The organism is Burkholderia sp. AU31624, from assembly GCF_020420065.1.
Classification (GTDB): domain Bacteria; phylum Pseudomonadota; class Gammaproteobacteria; order Burkholderiales; family Burkholderiaceae; genus Burkholderia.
In genome coordinates this window covers 550,000-563,203 of the sequence record NZ_JAIZRT010000003.1, presented here as the reverse complement: position 1 = coordinate 563,203, position 13,204 = coordinate 550,000, and the positions used below count along the sequence as shown (strand labels likewise).

Annotated in this window: 12 protein-coding genes; 7 read left to right on the top strand and 5 right to left on the bottom strand. The window is 69.8% G+C overall.

Going from position 1 to position 13,204, the window contains the following annotated elements; all coding sequences use genetic code 11:
- Positions 1-23: 23 nt before the first annotated feature.
- On the bottom strand, positions 24-677 hold the full coding sequence (locus LGM89_RS12885; RefSeq protein WP_089495642.1) for a hypothetical protein: 654 nt from the start codon (positions 675-677) through the stop codon (positions 24-26).
- Between the two features lie 572 nt (positions 678-1,249).
- On the opposite strand from LGM89_RS12885, the gene LGM89_RS12880 reads away from it, so the two are divergent.
- The 5 genes from LGM89_RS12880 (at position 1,250) to LGM89_RS12860 (ending at position 5,590) form a co-directional block, all read left to right on the top strand.
- On the top strand, positions 1,250-1,510 hold the full coding sequence (locus LGM89_RS12880; protein ID WP_039360173.1) for a phosphopantetheine-binding protein: 261 nt from the start codon (positions 1,250-1,252) through the stop codon (positions 1,508-1,510).
- Positions 1,511-1,621: 111 nt separating this feature from the next.
- Positions 1,622-2,338, top strand: coding sequence for a 3-oxoacyl-ACP reductase FabG (fabG, locus tag LGM89_RS12875; protein ID WP_226273160.1), 717 nt, complete (start codon positions 1,622-1,624; stop codon positions 2,336-2,338).
- 87 nt (positions 2,339-2,425) lie between these two features.
- The gene (locus tag LGM89_RS12870) at positions 2,426-3,724 is read left to right on the top strand and encodes an endoribonuclease L-PSP (RefSeq protein ID WP_226273159.1); all 1,299 of its coding nucleotides are present in this window, start codon (positions 2,426-2,428) and stop codon (positions 3,722-3,724) included.
- A 125-nt stretch (positions 3,725-3,849) separates the two neighbouring features.
- The gene (locus LGM89_RS12865) at positions 3,850-4,632 is read left to right on the top strand and encodes a glycosyltransferase family 2 protein (protein WP_089495638.1); all 783 of its coding nucleotides are present in this window, start codon (positions 3,850-3,852) and stop codon (positions 4,630-4,632) included.
- Between the two features lie 196 nt (positions 4,633-4,828).
- Positions 4,829-5,590, top strand: a complete 762-nt coding sequence (locus tag LGM89_RS12860; RefSeq protein ID WP_089446404.1) for a M48 family metallopeptidase — start codon at positions 4,829-4,831, stop codon at positions 5,588-5,590.
- Positions 5,591-5,689: 99 nt separating this feature from the next.
- Here the strand turns inward: LGM89_RS12860 and LGM89_RS12855 are convergent, their stop codons facing one another.
- The 4 genes from LGM89_RS12855 to LGM89_RS12840 are packed head-to-tail and all read right to left on the bottom strand — an operon-like array spanning position 5,690 to position 10,417.
- Positions 5,690-7,408: a lactate permease LctP family transporter gene (locus tag LGM89_RS12855; RefSeq protein WP_226273158.1), complete on the bottom strand. Its 1,719-nt coding sequence runs from the start codon at positions 7,406-7,408 to the stop codon at positions 5,690-5,692.
- A 50-nt stretch (positions 7,409-7,458) separates the two neighbouring features.
- Positions 7,459-8,904: a LutB/LldF family L-lactate oxidation iron-sulfur protein gene (locus LGM89_RS12850; protein ID WP_226273157.1), complete on the bottom strand. Its 1,446-nt coding sequence runs from the start codon at positions 8,902-8,904 to the stop codon at positions 7,459-7,461.
- Positions 8,901-9,620, bottom strand: coding sequence for a LutC/YkgG family protein (locus LGM89_RS12845; protein WP_089495635.1), 720 nt, complete (start codon positions 9,618-9,620; stop codon positions 8,901-8,903). Before LGM89_RS12845 ends, LGM89_RS12850 begins: the two co-directional genes overlap by 4 nt.
- Positions 9,617-10,417: a (Fe-S)-binding protein gene (locus LGM89_RS12840; RefSeq protein WP_226273156.1), complete on the bottom strand. Its 801-nt coding sequence runs from the start codon at positions 10,415-10,417 to the stop codon at positions 9,617-9,619. The genes LGM89_RS12845 and LGM89_RS12840 overlap by 4 nt, the downstream gene beginning before the upstream one ends.
- Before the next feature lie 134 nt (positions 10,418-10,551).
- On the opposite strand from LGM89_RS12840, the gene LGM89_RS12835 reads away from it, so the two are divergent.
- A complete protein-coding gene (locus tag LGM89_RS12835; protein WP_069248848.1) occupies positions 10,552-11,268 on the top strand; it encodes a FadR/GntR family transcriptional regulator in 717 nt (238 codons plus the stop codon).
- Between the two features lie 214 nt (positions 11,269-11,482).
- Positions 11,483-13,108: a phospholipase D family protein gene (locus tag LGM89_RS12830; RefSeq protein ID WP_226273155.1), complete on the top strand. Its 1,626-nt coding sequence runs from the start codon at positions 11,483-11,485 to the stop codon at positions 13,106-13,108.
- Positions 13,109-13,204 lie beyond the last annotated feature (96 nt).

Here is a 13,204-nt window from a genome sequence, read left to right as displayed (position 1 = left end):
GGCGCGGCGCGCCGGCCGGGAATTCATCGTGACGGCTGCGATGCGTGCGTCGTCGCGCGATACGCGCGCACCGCATCGACCATGCGCGGCCGCGGTTCGTGCGGCAGTGCGAACCGCCGGCACGCATGCTCGGCGGCGAACATCACGGCGACGAGCGGCAGCGACAGGTAGTTCGCGAACGTCGACCACGTGACGATCGGCGCGGTCGCGAACAGCAGCGTCGACACGGCGGCGATCGCGACGAAGAACAGCGTCCATGCGAGCGTGATCTGCCGGGTGTAGCGCGCGACGGCCGGCGTGATCGCGCCGTGGATCATCGTCGCGAAGCGCGTGCACAGCGGCACCTGGCCGGCGGCGAGCGTGCGGCCGAACACTAGCGCCATCGCGAGGTTGAAACTCGCGTGTTCCAGATACAGGCCCCATTCGAAATGCCGGGCGAGCGGCACGCGCGCGGCCCACAGCACGGTGGCGGCAAGCAGCCACGCCGGCACGAGCCATGCGCGATGCGGCGAGCGCAGCGCCGCACCGAGCGCGAGCAGCAGCGGCGGCACCAGTGCCATCGCGAGGCCGAAGCCGTGCGCGCCGGGTGTCGCGGCCGCGTAGTGCGCGCCGGCCTGGTACGCCGCGACGGCGCCGACCGCGGCGAGGCCGCGCGCGGCGGGCAGCAGCCGGCTCATCGGCGGCCTCCGCGCACACGGCGCGCGAACGCATGCCCGGCGGCCGGGCGGCAGCGGGCGGACGGGCGAACCGGAACGGAGCGGAAGGTCGGGCGCGGCATGACTGGCGACATCGGGCGGATCGTGGCCGGACGTGGTGGTCGGGCCGTCAAACATCATATGAATGGCGGCCGGGACGCGGGTCCGGGCCGGTGGTCGGGCACGCTCATTTTAGGGCCGCGGCACCGCGTGTTCGGGGCGGGCGCGAACGGGTTTTGTAACCGATTGTATGGCGCGGGATGAACGGTTTGGCGGGGTCGGTCCATTTCCATCCAAAGCGGCTCAAGCGTCTCGTGCATTCGGGCTCCGAAACGGGCTGCGGTGCCGGCTCGCCAGTCTGTAACCATTGGCCGTATACGGCCCGATACCCGTTCGTCTAGAATCCGCGTAACTTTTACAAACGATCCCCCAATAAAGCAGGCGGGGAAGCCGGCAGACGCCGGAGGGACGGAGATTCGCACGCGCCGGGCGTGCATGGCGACAGCCGTTTCCGGGCACCTTCCGCTGCCACGGGCCGCCTGCCCGCACGCATGATGAACGCACTGGAACAAGAGCTCGCCACGCTGATCATCGGCGAACTGAATCTCGAAGACGTCACGCTCGAAACAGTGACGGCCGAGACCCCGCTGTATGGCGAGGGTTTCGGGCTCGACTCCATCGACATCCTGGAAATCGCCCTGCTGATCTCGAAGAAATACGGCTTCGAGCTGCGTTCGGACAATCCGGACAACCAGAAGATCTTTGCGACGCTCGGTGCACTGGCGGCGTACGTCGCCGCGCACCGCACGAAGTGACGGGGTCGCGCCACGGGCGCGACGTGCAGATGATGACGGCAGGCGGCCGCGATCGGCAGACGATACGCGGCCGCGTCGGTCGAGGTGGAACGCGATGAACGGAGCAATTCGATGCGGGCTCTCGTGACGGGCGGCGGCGGCGCACTCGGGCAGGCGATCTGCACGGCGCTCGCGCAGGCTGGCCACGAAGTGTGGGTGCATGCGAACCGTCATCTCGCGCAGGCGGAGGCGGTCGCGCAGCAGATCGTCGCGGCCGGCGGCACCGCGCACGCGATCGCGTTCGACGTGACCGACGCCGATGCGACGCTCGCCGCGCTGCAGCCGTTCATCGACGATGCGCCGGTGCAGATCCTCGTCAACAACGCAGGCATTCACGACGATGCGCCGATGGCCGGCATGTCGCGCCGGCAGTGGTACAGCGTGCTCGACGTGACGCTCAACGGCTTCTTCAACGTCACGCAGCCGCTGCTGTTGCCGATGATCCGCACGCGGCGCGGCCGGATCGTCAACATCGCGTCCGTGGCCGGCGTGACCGGCAATCGCGGCCAGGTCAACTACGCGGCCGCGAAGGCGGGGCTGATCGGCGCGACGAAGTCGCTGTCGCTGGAGCTCGCGTCGCGCGGCATCACCGTGAACGCGGTCGCGCCCGGCATCATCGAATCGCCGATGGCCGGGTACGCGTTTCCCGCGGAACGCATCAAGCAGCTCGTGCCCGCGCAGCGCGCGGGCCGGCCCGACGAAGTCGCGGCGATGGTCGCGTATCTGGTGTCCGACGCCGCGGCCTATGTGACGGGGCAGGTGCTGTCCGTCAACGGCGGGCTCGCCTGACGAAGCGCGCAGCGTCGGCGTGACGTAACGCAACGCGGCGCAGGCCGCGAGGTTGCGCGGCCTGCGCCGCATAGTGAGGAAATCGAAGTGTCCGTGCATCCAGTCGACGCCGAACGGCGCCCGTGTTCCTTGTCGTCCTCCACCGCGCCCGTCGTGCGCGGGCAGACGGCGGCCGGGCCGGCCGCATCGCGATCGGGCGAAGCGCTCGCGCACGGCGGCGGCCGAGCACTGCGGCTCGTCCGGACGAGCCATGCGCGGCTCGCCGCATTGCTGCACGATGCGCGTGGCCGTGGCGATGGATTCGAGCGCGCGTTTCCCGGCGCATTGGGTGCGGTATGCATCGGCGCGGACACGGCTTCGCATGCCGAATCACGAGCGGACGCGGCAGCACGGATGCTGGCCGAAGTCGTGCCCGACCTGCCGGTCGCCCCGGTGCCGATGACGCTGCTCGGCGCCGGCATCGCGCCGGACGACGCCATCTGCGAAATCTGGCAATGCCGTGCGCGCGACCTGCGCAGCGAACGGCGCGGCGCGCTGCACTATCGGTACAGCGAAACGGCGGGCCTCGTGTTCGGCAGCATCGTCGTGCACGAAGCAGCACGTGAGGCGAACGAATCGCACGACAGCGGCACCCCGCTCGAACGCGCGACCCGCGACGCGTACCGCGCACTGTTCGACGTGCTCGATTCGCTCGGCATGCCGCATCCGCTGCGCATCTGGAATACCGTGCCGGCGATCAATGCGATGCAGTTCGGGATCGAGCGCTATCGTCAGTTCAATATCGGCCGCCAGCACGCGTTCGATGCGTGTCGCCGCGCGCTGACGGGCGGCGTGCCGGCCGCATGCGCGCTCGGCTCGGTCGTGCCGGTCGCGGGCGATGCATCGCCGGCCGCGCCGCTCGCGATTCATTTCCTCGCGAGCCGCACGCCGGCCGATCCGGTCGAGAACCCGCGCCAGGTCAGCGCGTATCACTATCCGGCCGAGTACGGCCCGCGTGCGCCGACGTTCGCGCGCGCCGCCGCGTGGTCGGACGGCGATGCCGCGCCGGTGCTGTTCGTGTCGGGCACCGCGAGCATCGTCGGGCACCGCACCGTGCATCACGGCGACGTCGTCGCGCAAACGCGCGAGACGGTCGCGAACCTCGCGGCCGTGCTCGAGCAGGCCGCGCGCCAGGGGCACGGCCCGTTCTCGCTCGCCGACCTGAGCTATCGCGTCTACGTGCGCGACGCCGGCGATGCCGCGGCGCTGGCCGCGATCGAGCGCGTGCTGCGCGAGGCGGCCGGCCCCGGCGTGCGGCCGCTCGTCGTCCATGCGGACGTGTGCCGCGACGACCTGCTGGTCGAGATCGAGGCCAGCACGGGTCATCAGGAGGCGTGGCTGTCATGAAGCGAGAAAACCTCACGATCGAGCCGCCGGCCCCGCATGCGGGCGACGTCGACGAAGCCTGCCGACGGTCGCCGGCAAGTCATAAACTTTTGTCAGGATCCCCGTCTTCGCAATCGGCCGTTTCCATGTCCAAGCTGCACGCCTCGTCCACCCATCTCGTCCTGATTCCGAGCTACAACCCGGGCGCCAAGGTCGACACGACCGTCCGCAATGCCCGCGCGCAGTGGAATCCGGTGTGGGTCGTCGTCGACGGCAGCACCGACGGCAGCGCCGAACGGCTGCAGGCGATGGCCGAGCGCGACCCGGGCTTGCGCGTGATCGTGCTGCCGGAGAACCGCGGCAAGGGCGCCGCGGTGCTCGCCGGGCTCGACGCGGCGGCCGCGAGCGGCTTCACGCATGTGTTGACGATGGATTCCGACGGCCAGCATCCGGCCGACCTGATTCCCGCGTTCATGGCCGCGTCGCAGGCCGCGCCCGACGCGATGGTGCTGGGCGTGCCGAAGTTCGACGCGAGCGCGCCGCAGTTGCGCGTGCAGGGGCGCCGGCTGTCGAACGCGTGGGCCGACCTCGAGACGCTGTGGGCCGGGATCGGCGATTCGCTGTACGGGTTCCGCGTGTATCCGGTCGCGCCGCTGGCCGCGATCATGCGCCGCCAGCCGTGGATGCGCGGCTTCGACTTCGATCCCGAGGCGGCCGTGCGGTTGTGCTGGGCCGGCGTGCGGCCGATCCGCATCGACGCGCCGGTGCGCTATTTCGGCCGCCACGAGGGCGGCGTCTCGCACTTCCACTACGGCCGCGACAACGCGCTGCTTGCGTGGATGCACCTGCGCCTGTTCACCGGCTTCGCGGTGCGGCTGCCGATGCTGGTCGCGCGGCGGCTGACGCGACGCCACGGCCAGACGGCCTGAGCCCGCCCGTTTCCCGGTCCGGTCGTCGCCCGGCTGCGGCGATTGCTCCGTTTTCCGTCGTCAATCCCGTGTCGACGCGCCGTTTCGTCCCTGTTCGTCGAGTAATCAACGTGTCATCGGATGTAAACATCTGGTAATTTTCTGCCGGATTATGCAAAATCGCCGCTCCCAAATACAACTATCGAGGGATTCCGGGATGCAACTCAAGAAAGCGGTGGCAGCGTGTGGCGTGGCGTTTCTGTTGAGCGCGTGCGGCGGGGTACAGAGCCTTGACGCGAACAGCCTGACGTCGGCGGGGACCAGCCTGTACAAGGCAGCGACGCTGTCGGACAGCGACATCGCCGCACTGTCGAACGACTCGTGCAAGGCGAGCGATGCCGAATCGAAGATCGCGCCGGCGAACAGCGCGTACGCGAAGCGCCTGACGAAGGTGATGAAGGGCTTCGGCGACATGACGCTGAACGGCCAGAAGATCAACTACAAGGTCTACATGACCAAGGACGTCAACGCGTGGGCGATGGGCAACGGCTGCGTGCGCGTGTACAGCGGCCTGATGGACCAGATGAACGACGACGAGCTGCGCGGCGTGATCGGCCATGAAATGGGCCACGTCGCCCTGGGTCACTCGAAGAAGGCGATGCAGACGGCCTACGCGGTCAGCGCGGCGCGCACCGCGGCCGGCGCGGCATCGCCGGGCGTGGCGGCACTGACGAGCTCGCAGCTCGGCGACATCACCGAGAAGTTCATCAACGCGCAATTCTCGCAGACGCAGGAAAGCGCGGCCGACGACTACTCGTTCGACCTGATGAAGCAGAAGGGCATGAACCAGAAGGGTCTCGTCACCGCATTCCAGAAGCTCGCGAAGCTCGACGGCGGCAAGAGCTCGATGATGGATTCGCACCCGTCGTCGGCGAGCCGTGCGCAGCACATCGAGGATCGCATCGCGAAGGGCAGCTGATCGCGCAACCGGTCGCCTGCCGCGGCGGGCGATCCAGCGGCGACATGAAAAACCCCACGCTCTTCCGGGCGTGGGGTTTTGTTTTTGGGCGGCCGCCGCTTACGGCACCATCCCCGGCAGCACGTACGCCTGCGCGAGCGTGATCAATCCGACGATCACCGCGAACAGCAGGCTGTGCCGCACCGTGAAGCGGAACAGCTCCGATTCCTTGCCGACGAGGCCCGTCGCCGCGCAGGCGACCGCGATCGACTGCGGCGAGATCATCTTCGCGGTCACGCCGCCCGTCGTGTTCGCGGCCACCGCGAGCGTCTCGGGCACGCCGAGCTGATGGGCCGTGGCCTGCTGCAGCGAGCAGAACAGCGCGTTCGACGACGTGTCCGAACCGGTCAGGAACACGCCGAGCCAGCCGAGGAACGGCGAGAAGAACGGGAACGCGGCGCCGGTCGCGGCCAGCATCAGCGCGAGCGTCGACGACATCCCCGAATAGTTCGCGACGAACGCGAACGCCAGCACGAGGCCGATCGACAGGATCGGGCGCGTCAGTTCCTTCAGTGTCTCGCCGAACGTGACGAGCGCGTCGCGCGGCTTCATCCGCAGCAGCGCCATCGAGATCAGCGCGGTCACGAGGATCGCGCTGCCCACCGCCGACACGAGATCGATCTTCAGCACCGCGTCGAGCGCCTTCGGCGTCGCGGCGATCGGCGCGGTCTTCACGACGAGCTGGTCGAGCCCCGCCACATGGAACTTCAGCACGGTCGACGCGAGTGCGCCGTGCGCGGCGAACAGCGCCTTGAACGGCGCGATGCTCCATACGGTGACGACGGCCGTCAGGATCAGGAACGGCGACCACGCGCGCACGGTTTGCGCGAGCGTGTACGGCGACGCCTGCCGGCTCGTGCCGGTGCCGAAGCCGCTGCGCGAGCCTGCGGCTGCGCCGCCGAAGCCCGCGAGCGCGGCGCCGCCGCCCGACGCGACGAGGCCGCCGGCCGTCTGCTGCGCGGTGCGCGGCTGCCACACCTTCAGGAACGCGGCGAGTGCGACGAGGCTGACGAGCGACGACGTGATGTCCGGCAGCTCGGGCCCGATGTGGTTCGACGTGAAGTACTGCGTCACCGCGAAGCTGCCGCCCGCGACGAGCGCGGCCGGCCAGGTCTGCCGCACGCCGCGCAGCCCGTCCATCATGAACACGAGCCAGAACGGCACCGCGAGCGACAGCAGCGGCAGCTGGCGGCCGGCCATCGCGCCGATATGGAACGGGTCGATGCCCGTCACCTGCCCGGCGACGATGATCGGAATGCCCATCGCGCCGAACGCGACCGGTGCCGTGTTTGCAATCAGGCACAGTCCTGCCGCGTGCAGCGGCTTGAAGCCGAGGCCGACGAGCAGCGCCGCCGTGATCGCGACGGGCGCGCCGAAGCCGGCCGCGCCTTCGAGGAACGCGCCGAACGAGAAGCCGATCAGCAGCATCTGCAGGCGCTGGTCGTCGGTGATCGACAGCACGGACGCGCGAATGATGTCGAACTGGCCGGTCTTCACGACGATCTTGTACAGGAACACGGCCGCGACGATGATCCACGCGATCGGCCAGATGCCGTACGCGAAGCCGAAGCCGGCCGCCGCGAGCGCCTGCGGCACGGGCATCCCGTACGCGAGGATCGCGACGCCGAGCGACAGCAGCAGCGTGATCGGCGCGGCGACGTGGCCCTTGAGCCGCAGCGCGGCCAGCGCGACGAAAAAGAAGATGATCGGGATTGCGGCGACGAACGCCGACAGCCCGAGGCTGCCGAGGGGCGTGTAGATCTGATGCCAGGCCTGCATGGATGTCTCCTCCATAGGTTTTTGTCGATACGGCTTGAGAAACGAAACGGCTATTCGGGCTGGCCGCGGGCGCGCAGCAGGTCGGACAGGCTGCGCGGCGCCGGTTCGAGCGGCGTGCGGTGTTGCGTCCAGCCCATCTGTTTTGCCGGCGTCAGCGCACGCAGCCGCGTCGCGGTCCAGCGGAACGCGCGGTATGCACGCGGATGCGCGAACGCCCCCGACCAGAAGCGCCACACGAGGTCTTCCGCGCGGTTGTAGTTCGCGCCCTGGCCGCGCAGCGGATGCGCGACGGGCTCGTTAGGCTTGCGGTTCGCTTCGGTGCGCAGCCGCACGAGCAGTTGCGGGATCGGGATCCGCACCGGGCACACCTCGCCGCAGGCACCGCACAGCGTCGATGCGGTCGGCAGGTCGGCCGTCGCGTCGAGGCCGAGCAGGTGCGGCGAGATGATCTTGCCGATCGGGCCCGGGTAGGTCGTGCCGTAGGCGTGGCCGCCGATGCGCGTGTAGACGGGGCAGTGGTTCATGCACGCGCCGCAGCGGATGCACTGCAGCGTCGCGCGCAGCTGCTCGTCCGCGTAGGCCTGCGTGCGGCCGTTGTCGAGCAGCACGAGATGCAGCTCGCGCGGGCCGTCGCGTTCGCCGTCGCGGCGCGGGCCCGAGATCAGGTTGAAGTAGGTCGTGATCGCCTGGCCGGTGGCCGAGCGCGTGAGCAGGCTCGACAGCGGCACGATGTGCTCCAGCTTCTCGACGACCTTCTCGATCCCCATGATCGCGACGTGCGTATCGGGCACCGTCGTCGACAGGCGGCCGTTGCCTTCGTTCTCGACGAGCCACAGCGTGCCCGTGTCGGCCGCCGCGAAATTCACGCCGGACAGGCCGATGTCCGCCTCGGCGAACGCGCGGCGCAGCGCGCGCCGGCCGGTCTGGATCAGCTCGTCGACGTCCTCGGTGTAGCGCGTGCCGGGGATGTGCGCCTCGAACAGCTCGGCGATGTCGCCGCGCGTCTTGTGGATCGCCGGCATCACGATATGCGACGGCTTCTCGCCCGCGAGCTGCACGATGAATTCGCCCATGTCGGATTCGATGCAGTCGACGCCGTGCTCCGCGAGGGCGTGGTTCAGCTCGATTTCCTCGCTCGCCATCGACTTGCCCTTGATCACGCGGCGGGCCTTCTTCGCCTGCGCGATGCCGAGCACGATCGCGTTCGCTTCGGCGGCCGTCTCGGCCCAGTGCACGTGCACGCCTGCTTCGGTGAGCTTCGTTTCCAGCCGTTCGAGCAGGGCGGGCAATTGCGCGAGCGCGTGCTGCCGCACGGCTTCGCCTAGGTCGCGCAACTGTTGCAGCTCCGCGTCGTCGGGGAACTGCGTCGCGCGCTTGCCTTGCAGGAAGTCCATCGCACCACGAAAGCTCTTGCGCAGTGCGGGATCGTCGAGCGCGGCGCGCGCGCGGGCCTTGAAGTCGCCGGGGGCGACGAAGTGCAGCGTCTGGTCGTTCATTGCGGGAGAGCCTCGCTGGCGGTGGCGGCCGTATCGGTGACGATCACGACCCACAGGCGGCGCGGGCCGTGTGCGCCATAGGCGAGCGTCTGCTGGATGTCGGAGGTTTTCGACGGACCCGATACCAGCACGAGGTTGGTCGGCATGCCGGCGTGCCAGCGCTCCGTGTGCACGGCCGCGTGCAGGTCGGGGTGCAGCGTGTTCGCATGGACGAGCGCGACATGCAGCGGCGGCACCAGCGACACCGTGCGCGGCGTGCCGGCATCGGGTGCGAGCACGACGGTGCCGGTGGCGGCGATGCCCGAGCGCGCAACGGTGAAGCCCGCGTCGATCGTGTCGAACAGTTCGGTCTTCCATGCGTCGATCGGCCGGTCGAACGGCACCGGCACGACCGTGTCGGGCAGCGCGCGGGCGAGCGCCGCGGATTCGGCACGGGCCGGGTCGAGCAGCAGGCGGCGCACGCCGGCCTCGGCGAGCCGCGCGGCGAGCTGAGCGGGCCACTCGTCGCCGGTCGCGCACCAGACGTCCGCGTGCGACGCGGCGAGCGCGGCCTGCATCGTGAGGGCAAGTGTGTGCGGTTCGTGTGCCGTCTCGGTTTGCATGCGGCGCATGTCGTAATGCGTGTCGATGCGCGCGTCGAGCGCGGGGGCGGCCTCGGCGGCGACACCCGGGGCGGCGGCGCGCAGCCGCTGGAGGATGGCGTCGCGCGCGCTCATCGCTTGTCTCCGCGCAGCGATGCGGCGCCGGCCGTGCGCCGCCACAGGAAGCTGGCGAGGTGCTCGACCGGCAGCGGCGCGCCGGATTGGTCGGCCGCGTGGCCGATGTTCAGCAGGCAGCCGCAGTCGGCGGACACGAGCCGGTCGCAGCCCGTCGCGCAGGCCGATGCGACCTTGTCGCGTACCATCGCGCCGGAGATGTCGGGATGCTTCAGCGAGAACGTGCCGCCGAAGCCGCAGCATTCGGATTCGCGTTCGTGTTCGATGCGCGTCACGCCCGGCAGCGCGTCGACGAGCGCGACGCCGTGCACGCGCGTGCCCATCTCGCGGCGGGCCGCGCACGACGTGTGCAGCACCACGCGCTCGTCGGCGCCGGCCGGCGCGGCGAGCGCATCGAGCCGCACGTCGAGCACGTGTACGAGGAATTCGGTGAGTTCGTAGGTCCGTTCCGCAATCGCACGCGCCTTGGGGCCGTGGACCGGATCGTCGGCGAACAGCGCCGGCCAATGGTGCCGGATCATGCCGCCGCACGAGCCCGACGGCACGATCACGGGCCACGGTTCGGCGAACAGGTCGAGCTGCGCGGCCGCGACGCGGCGCGCCTCGTCGGGATTGCCGCTGCTGTAGGCCGGCTGCCCGCAGCAGCTCTGGCCGCGTGGATAGTGGACGGTCAGGCCTTCGCGTTCCAGCAGGCGGACCGCGTCGAGCCCGGCTTCGGGGACGAACAGGTCGACCAGGCAGGTCGCGAACAGGTAGACGTGCGCGGCGGCGGCGGCGGGGTACTGCCGTTGGTTCATGTCTCGCTCCAGAGGCGACGGCCCGGCATGCGGATGCGGGACGACGATTTCGCTGCATAATTCCCGCGACGGCGCCGCAGCTCAAATTGGTTGGGCCAATCGGCGCGGCAGGCATTCCGCGGGGAGACGCGACGATGGCAGCGATGACGGCACGGGGCCGGACCGAAGTGGTGATGCGCAAGATCGAGACGGCGCTGCTCGACGGCACCTGGCCGGCCGGCGCGCGCCTGCCGGCCGAGCGCGTGCTTGCGCAGGAATACGGCGTGGCGCGCAATACGGTGCGCGAGGCGACCCAGCGGCTCGTCGCGCGAGGGCTGCTGCAGAGCCGGCGCGGCGCGGGCGTCTACGTGACGGACCAGTTGCGTGCCGGTATCGCGTCGCCGTGGGGCCAGCTGGTCGCCGATCATCCGGCGCTGCGCGACGACATCCTCGAGTTCCGCCGCGTGCTCGAAGGCGCGACCGCCTATTTCGCCGCGCTGCGCGCCGATGCGAACGACCGGCGCCGGATCCGTGCGCTGCTGCGCGAGCTCGAAACCGCGCACGCGAACGGCGCCGCGGCCGTCGAAGCCGCGACCGACGCGAAGCTGCACGAGGCGATTGCGCTCGCGTCGCACAACACGATGTTCCTGCACCTGCATACCAGCGTGATCGGGATGCTGCGCGAGCACATCTCGATCAACGTGGCGGGCATGACGACGCACGACGAGCAGGCGTCCGAGCTGCTGTTGCTGCAGCACCGCGTCGTGTGCGACGCGATCTGCGCGCAACGGCCCGAGGAGGCGCGCACCGCGATGCAGACGCATATCGACTATGTGCGCAGCCATTTCGAGCGCAGCGGCGATGGCGCATGAAATTGGTTGGGCCGCTTTGGTCCGTGGCCCGTCCGGCGGGCGACTCCGGAGCGGCGGGGCATCGGTGCCCGGCGGGCGGGCGGCCGTCCGTGGCCCGAAGTTGCCGGCGGCGCCCCGCGCGATTGACCGGTTCATCGGGCGCCCACTAGAATCGGCCGGAACCGCGCGCCGCGGCGCATGCGGGCCTTTTGTTCCGCCAGTCGAGGAAGTTTCCGTGTTCACCTCTTTGATCCGGCGCGCACCGGCCGCGCTGTCGTGGCGCGCCGCCTGCCGCCCGGCCCGCGCACTGGCCGTCGGTGTGCTGTTGTCGCTCGTCGCCGCCTGCGCGACGCATCCGCCCGCCACCACGCTCGAGCGCCCGGTCTCCCACGCGTTGCCGCCCGATACCGCGACGCCGCTGCGCGACGCGCTGGCCGCGCCCGAGGCCGCGCATCCGGGCCAGTCCGGTTTCCGGCTGCTGCCGGAAGGTGCCGAGGCGCTGCAGATGCGCATCGCGCTCGCGCGCGCCGCGACGAAGACGCTCGACATGCAGTACTACATCGCGACCGAGGACACGACCGGCAAGCTGCTGCTCGCCGCGGCGCTGTACGCGGCCGATCGCGGTGTGCGCGTGCGGATGCTGGTCGACGACCTGAATTTCCGCGACATCGATCGCATCATGGCCGCGCTGAACACGCACCCGAACATCGAGATCCGTGTGTTCAACCCGTTCGGCGCGTCGCAGCAGGGCATGGTCGAGCGCACGGCCAATTTCTTCACGCGCATCGACAGCTTCACGCGCCGGATGCACAACAAGGCGATGATCGCGGACAACCAGATCGCGATCGTCGGCGGCCGCAATCTCGGCGACGAATACTTCAACGCGAGCCCGACGCTGCAGTTCCGCGATCTCGACGTGCTGGCCGCCGGCCCCGTGACGAACGACGTCTCGGCGAGCTTCGACGCGTACTGGTCGAGCGCGAGCAGCTATCCGCTGCGCGTGCTGAATCACCAGTCGTTCGATCCGAAGGACCTCGACGCGACGCGCGACGAGCTGCGCGCCCACTGGCGCACGAACGCCGAGCCGTACAACGCGAAGCCGCTGAACGCGTCGCCGCTCGCGCAGCAGATCGCGCGCGACGAACTCGCGCTTGTCTGGGCACCGGCCGAGTTCAAGGTCGATGCGCCCGACAAGGTCGCGCAGCCGACCGACGCGTACGTGAGCCCGCCGATGCAGCGCCTGGTGGAACTCACGCGCGGCGCGCAGCAGGAATTTCTCGCGTTCTCGCCGTATTTCGTGCCGCACGACGCGGGCGTGAAGATCCTCGGCGACGCGACCGCGCGCGGCGTGCGCGTCGCGATCCTGACGAATTCGCTCGCCGCGACCGACGCGGTCGCCGTGCAAGCCGGCTATGGTCCGTATCGCGTGCCGTTGCTGCGGCACGGCGTCGAGCTGTACGAGTTCAAGGCGCAGCCGGGTCAGCCGCGCGCGCGCCTGTTCGGGTCGCGCTCGCGGGCGAGCCTGCATGCGAAGGCGTACGTGATCGACCGGACGATCCTCGTGATCGGCTCGATGAACCTCGATCCGCGTTCCGCGCACCTGAACACCGAACTGGCGCTCGTGATCCACAGCCCGGCGCTCGCGCAGCAGGTCGCGACGATCTTCGCGCGCGTGACCCGGCCGGATGAAAGCTACCGCGTGAGCCTCGTCACGCCGGCGGGCGGCGGGTCGCCCGAACTCGAATGGACGGGCATCGACAACGGCCAGCCGACCACCTATCACGTCGATCCGCACGCGGGGCTGCTGCGCAACGTGATGACCGGCATGTTCATGCTGCTGCCGGTGGACGACCAGCTTTAAGGGGACGGAAGCGCTCCGGCTAAACCCGCGTTTCCGGTGCTCGGGGAAGCGTGATATGGTTGTGTGCGCAACTAATGTGGCGTGCGCGACAGCGCC

Excerpts from the sequence above, each read along its gene's own strand:
- LGM89_RS12880 (WP_039360173.1), top strand. The coding sequence starts at position 1,250 with ATGAACGCACTGGAACAAGAGCTCGCCACGCTGATCATCGGCGAACTG.
- LGM89_RS12860 (WP_089446404.1), top strand. The coding sequence starts at position 4,829 with ATGCAACTCAAGAAAGCGGTGGCAGCGTGTGGCGTGGCGTTTCTGTTG.
- LGM89_RS12850 (WP_226273157.1), bottom strand. The coding sequence starts at position 8,904 with ATGAACGACCAGACGCTGCACTTCGTCGCCCCCGGCGACTTCAAGGCC.
- LGM89_RS12835 (WP_069248848.1), top strand. The coding sequence starts at position 10,552 with ATGGCAGCGATGACGGCACGGGGCCGGACCGAAGTGGTGATGCGCAAG.
- fabG (WP_226273160.1), top strand. The coding sequence starts at position 1,622 with ATGCGGGCTCTCGTGACGGGCGGCGGCGGCGCACTCGGGCAGGCGATC.
- LGM89_RS12865 (WP_089495638.1), top strand. The coding sequence starts at position 3,850 with ATGTCCAAGCTGCACGCCTCGTCCACCCATCTCGTCCTGATTCCGAGC.
- LGM89_RS12845 (WP_089495635.1), bottom strand. The coding sequence starts at position 9,620 with ATGAGCGCGCGCGACGCCATCCTCCAGCGGCTGCGCGCCGCCGCCCCG.
- LGM89_RS12855 (WP_226273158.1), bottom strand. The coding sequence starts at position 7,408 with ATGCAGGCCTGGCATCAGATCTACACGCCCCTCGGCAGCCTCGGGCTG.
- LGM89_RS12840 (WP_226273156.1), bottom strand. The coding sequence starts at position 10,417 with ATGAACCAACGGCAGTACCCCGCCGCCGCCGCCGCGCACGTCTACCTG.
- LGM89_RS12885 (WP_089495642.1), bottom strand. The coding sequence starts at position 677 with ATGAGCCGGCTGCTGCCCGCCGCGCGCGGCCTCGCCGCGGTCGGCGCC.